This is a genomic window from Phenylobacterium sp. (assembly GCF_030693805.1).
GTDB lineage: Bacteria > Pseudomonadota > Alphaproteobacteria > Caulobacterales > Caulobacteraceae > Phenylobacterium.
The window spans coordinates 1-4,946 of sequence record NZ_JAUXZW010000165.1 but is presented as its reverse complement, the minus strand read 5'-3'; the positions used below and the strand labels follow the sequence as shown (position 1 = coordinate 4,946).

At 69.2% G+C, this 4,946-nt stretch carries 6 protein-coding genes; all 6 read right to left on the bottom strand.

Annotation, left to right across the window (positions count from 1 at the left end; translation table 11 throughout):
* A partial coding sequence (locus Q8M88_RS07020; RefSeq protein WP_305595773.1) for a helicase-related protein occupies positions 1-1,879 on the bottom strand: 1,879 nt, incomplete at its 3' end.
* A 49-nt stretch (positions 1,880-1,928) separates the two neighbouring features.
* Positions 1,929-2,219 carry a type II toxin-antitoxin system RelE/ParE family toxin gene (locus Q8M88_RS07015; protein ID WP_305595771.1) on the bottom strand — a complete coding sequence of 97 codons (291 nt, stop codon included), beginning with the start codon at positions 2,217-2,219 and terminating at the stop codon, positions 1,929-1,931.
* A complete protein-coding gene (locus Q8M88_RS07010; RefSeq protein WP_305595769.1) occupies positions 2,219-2,467 on the bottom strand; it encodes a type II toxin-antitoxin system ParD family antitoxin in 249 nt (82 codons plus the stop codon). The genes Q8M88_RS07015 and Q8M88_RS07010 overlap by 1 nt, the downstream gene beginning before the upstream one ends.
* Positions 2,468-2,523: 56 nt before the next feature.
* The gene (locus Q8M88_RS07005; protein ID WP_305595767.1) at positions 2,524-3,657 is read right to left on the bottom strand and encodes an ABC transporter permease; all 1,134 of its coding nucleotides are present in this window, start codon (positions 3,655-3,657) and stop codon (positions 2,524-2,526) included.
* Positions 3,654-4,571 (bottom strand): ABC transporter ATP-binding protein, encoded by a 918-nt coding sequence (locus Q8M88_RS07000; protein WP_305595765.1) that lies wholly within the window; start codon positions 4,569-4,571, stop codon positions 3,654-3,656. Before Q8M88_RS07000 ends, Q8M88_RS07005 begins: the two co-directional genes overlap by 4 nt.
* On the bottom strand, positions 4,568-4,946 hold a 379-nt coding region (locus Q8M88_RS06995), incomplete at its 5' end, for an HlyD family secretion protein (protein ID WP_305595763.1). The genes Q8M88_RS07000 and Q8M88_RS06995, both read right to left, overlap by 4 nt.

The following is a 4,946-nucleotide window of genomic DNA, read 5'->3' as shown; positions in this document are numbered from 1 at the left end:
CCATCGCCGCCTCCAGCCTGCGGAGCGCCGGTAACCGGCGCCCGGACTCGGCGGCGACGAAGGCCTCCATGCGTCTCAAGGCGCGCTCGCGGGCGGTGGTCGGGCCGAGCTCGCCGAACAGGCGCAGGCGGGGCGTGAACGGACTCCCGCCTACAAGCGTCGCGGCGGCTTCCCCACGCCAGGTGACCACACCGTCCGGCAGCAGCCGGAACGCATCGTCCGGCTCCGCGGCGAGCTTGCCCAGCCGGCGCGCGATCTCAGGGCCCACCGCGGCGATCGCCGCGGCGCGCAACGCCTTCTGCTCGATCAGCGAGGAACCCTGCGCCGGCTCGAAAGCGACGCCCTGCAGGCGGCCGACGAAGTGGCCCTCCACGGTCACCGCGCCGTCGGCGCCGACGCCGGCCAGCATATCCTCGCGCACCCGCAAGCCGCGCATCAGGGCGCTGGTGCGGCGGTCGACGAAGCGGGCCATGAGCCGCTCGTGCAGGGTGTCGGACAGGCGGTCCTCGAGCGCGCGAGTGCGTCCCTGCCAACCGACCGCGTCGGTCAGCCAGCCGGTGCGGTTGGCGACGTAGGCCAGCGTGCGGACATTGGCCAGGCGCGCGGCCAGGGTGTCGATATCGCCCTCGCTGTGATCGAGCTGGGCGTACTGGCGCGCGATCCAGTCCTCGGGGACGTGTCGTGGACCCGTCGTCAGGTGGTCGAAGAAGTCCTTCACCAGCCGGGCGTGGTCGTCGGTCCCGGTCTTGCGGAAGTCCGGCGTCTGGCAGACGTCCCACAGTTTCAGCAGCGCCGAACGGTCGCGGCAGCGATCGGCGACCTCGGGCAGGGCGGACAGCCGGCGCAGCGTCGCCTCATCCAGGCTCTCCTGCGACAAGGCCAGGCCATTGCGATCGGGCGGGAGAGCCAGCGAGCGCGTCAGCAGCGCCAGGGAGCCGAAGTCCAGCTTCGCATTTCGCCACTCGGCCGAGGCGACAGGCTCGAACTGGTGCTTTTCCACCGCGTCGAACAGGTCGGGATCGATGTCCTCGCACTCGCCGGTGACGCCGAAGGTGCCGTCGGTCCGGTATCGGCCTGCGCGGCCCGCGATCTGGCCGATCTCCTGCGGGTTCAGCCAGCGGGTGCGCTTGCCGTCGAACTTGCGCAGACCCGCGAACGCCACATGGTCGACGTCCATGTTCAGGCCCATGCCGATGGCGTCGGTGGCGACCACGAAGTCCACCTCTCCCGACTGGTAGAGGGCGACCTGGGCGTTGCGGGTGCGTGGGCTGAGCGACCCCATCACCACCGCGGCCCCGCCGCGTTGGCGGCGGATCAGTTCGGCGATGGCGTAGACCTGGTCGGCGGAGAAGGCGACGACGGCGGTGCGCCGGGGCAGGCGGGTGAGCTTCTTGGGCCCGGAATAGGTGAGGTTGGAGAACCGCTCGCGCGAGACGATCTCGGCATGGGGCAGCAGGCGGCGCACGAGCGGCCCCATCGTCGCCGCGCCCAGCAGCATGGTCTCGGACTTGCCGCGGGCGTGCAGCAGGCGGTGGGTGAAGATGTGGCCGCGCTCGGGGTCGGCGCAGAGTTGGATCTCGTCGACCGCCAGGAACTCCACCTCCCGCGACAGCGGCATCGCCTCGACCGTGCAGACGAAATACTGGGCGTGCGGTGGGACGATCTTCTCCTCGCCGGTGATCAGCGCCACTGAGCGGGGGCCTCGCGCCTTGACGATCCGATCGTAGATTTCGCGGGCCAGCAAGCGCAGGGGCAGGCCGATCATCCCGGAGGAATGGCCGAGCATTCGCTCCACCGCCAGGTGCGTCTTGCCGGTGTTCGTGGGCCCGAGCACCGCCACTAAACGGGGCGGGGCGGCGCCCGAGGGGCGGTCGCTCATGATTCCAAGTTGGGGTGGGAATCGCTGGAGGGCAAGCGGCGCCGGACCCTTAGAGGTTGCGATCGAAATCCATGCTCTGATGCAGGATGCGGACCACTTCGACGCCCTCAGCGTTCAACCGGTAGAACACCACGTGCGAACCGGCCGTTCGCCTGAAATAGCCGGCCCGGATGTCGTCGCTGGCCCGGCCCAGACGCGGATGCTCCGCGGCGCTCTCGATGACGCGCTGGAGGTCTCGGATGTAGGTCTCGGCTTGGGAGCGGCCCCACGTAGCTTCTGTGTAGTCCCAGATCTCAGCCACGTCGGACCGGGCGCGAGGCGTGAGGACATAGGTCCCCATCAGGTTGAGGGCTTGGGCCCCGACCGGTCAGCGATGAAGGCGTCGAAGTCGAAAGGCGTGCTGGTTCCGCTCGTTTCGCCCTCGATCAAGGCGGCACGCAGTGTGTCGAGGCGAAGCTGCCGCTCCTCAAGCAGTCGCAGGCTTGCGCGTACGACGTCGCTCGCCGAGCCGTATCGGCCGGTCGCCACCTCAGCCTCGATGAAGGCGCTGAAGTGATCCCCGAGGCTGAAAGAGGTGCTTTTGCTCATCGGACGTTCTCCCAGCCGATCAATACCAAATATTGGTATCGTGCGGAACCCACCCGTCAATCGAGGGTGCGGCGGTATCGCAACATCGCCAGAGCGGAGACGACGCAGACGAAGGCGGCCAGGGCGGCTAGTTCGCGCCACATGTCGTCCAGCGACTGGCCCTTCAGCAGCGCGCCGCGCACCACGCGCAGGAAGTGGGTGACCGGGATGATCTGGCCCAGCGCCTGAGCCCATTCCGGCATGCCTCTGAACGGAAACATGAACCCAGACAGCAGGATTGAGGGCAGGATGTAGAAGATGCTCATCTGCATGGCCTGTAGCTGCGAGCGCGCCACCGTGGAGATCAGGAAGCCCAAGGCCAGGGATCCCACGATGAACAGCGCGACGCCCAGGCTGAGTCCTGCCCAGCCGCCGCCGAGCGGCACGTGGAACAAGACTCGCGCCAGCAAGAGGATCAGCATCGTCTGAATCAAGCCGACCAGCACATAGGGCGCAAGCTTGCCGACCATCACCTCGATCGGCTGCACCGGCGTCGCCAGCAGCGATTCCATCGTGCCGCGCTCGGTCTCGCGGGTGACGCTGAGCGAGGTCATCATCACCAGGGTCATCGACAGGATCACGCCCAGCAGGCCCGGCACGATGTTGTAGGCGGTGACCGCCTCGGGATTGTAGCGGCTGTGGACCACCACCTCGAACGGCGGCGTGGCCGTCGAAGGCGGCGCGACCGAGCCCTGCAGGTCGCGCGCCAGCGCCTGGTTCGACAGCGCCCGCAGCGCCGCCACGGCGCCGCCGGTGGCCGAAGGGTCGGTGGCGTCGGCCTCCACCAGGATCTGGGCGTGGTCGCCCCTCACCACGCGCCGGGTGAAATCGCCGGGGATGGTGATGGCGAACTGAGTGTCGCCCCGGCGCAGCAGGTCGTCGAGCTCGGCCGGACTGCGGACGTGGCGCTCGAGGTCGAAAAAGGCGCTGTTGCGCAGGCCGGACACCACTGAGCGGGCGAATACGCTGTCCTCCTGGACCAGCAGGGCGGTGGGCAGGTGGCGCGGCTCCGAATTGATCGCGTAGCCGAACAGCAGCAACTGCACGACCGGCATGGCCAGGATCATCGCGTAGGTCAGCCGGTCGCGGGTGAGCTGCTTGAACTCCTTGGCCAGCACCGCCAGCACGCGCAGGCCCGAGAACCCGCTCATTGGAAGTTGTCCTCGGCGCCGGCCATCAGGTGGATGAACACATCCTCCAGGTTGGGCGGGGTCTCGCTCCAGTGGAACGGCGCGCGGCGGTAGGGGGCCAACGCGTGCTCCAGCGCTGCGCGGTCGGGTCCGCTGACATGCAGGGCGGCGCCGAATGGGGCGGCGGTCTCGACGCCGGGCAGGGCGGCGATCTCGGCGGCGAGGCGGTCGATGCCCGGGCCTTCGCCGCGGTAGGTGGTGAGCTTCGCCTCGGCGATCACCTCGTCAGCCGTGCCGCGGGCGATGAGCTTGCCGTAGCTGATGTAGGCGATCTCGTGACAGCGCTCGGCCTCGTCCATGTAGTGGGTGGAGACCAGCACGGTCAGGCCTTGCGCGGACAACGTATGGATCTCGTCCCAGAAGCTGCGCCGGGCCTTGGGATCGACGCCGGCGGTCGGCTCGTCCAGCAGCAGCAATCGCGGCTCGTGCAGGGTGGCCGCGGCAAGAGACAGGCGCTGCTTCCAGCCGCCGGACAGCGTGCCGGCGAGCTGATCCCGACGTCCAGAGAGGCCCAGCCGCTCCAGCGCGTCGGCGACGCGGGCTGCGCGGCGGTCCAGGCCATGGACGCGTGCGGTGAACTGCAGGTTCTCGGCGAGCGTCAGGTCCTCGTAGAGCGAGAATTTCTGCGTCATGTAGCCGGTGCGCCGCTTGATCTCGTCGGCCTGTTTGAGGATGTCGAACCCCAGGCAGGTCCCCGCGCCGCTGTCGGGCGTCAGCAGGCCGCAGAGCATGCGCAGCGTGGTGGTCTTGCCCGAACCGTTGGGACCGAGGAACCCGCAGATGCGGCCTTCCTCGACCTGGATGGTGACGTCCTGCACGACGCGGCGGGCGCCGAAGCTCTTGTTCAGGCCGCTGACGTCGATGGCCAGGGTCACGGCGCCGGCTCCAGCGGGACCACGTCCACCGGCTGGCCAGGGTTGAGTCGAACGCTGGGCCTGGCCTCCACCATGTAGACCAGTCGGTCGCGCGCTTCGCGGCTGTAGATCACCGGCGGGGTGAACTCGGGGCGCGGGCTGACGAAGGTGATCCGCGCGCTCAGGCCCGCGGCGCAACCGTCGCAGGAAAAGCGCACGCTGGCGCCGGGCTGGTAGGCGGCCAGCGCCGCCTCGGGGACGAAGAACCGCAGCTTGATCCGGTCGTGGGGCAGCAGCGCCAGGATCGGCTGGTTCGCCGCCGCCCATTCGCCCGGCTGGAAGAAGGTGTCCTCCACTCGGGCCGCCGACGGCGCGCGCGGCGCCAAGTCGTCCAGG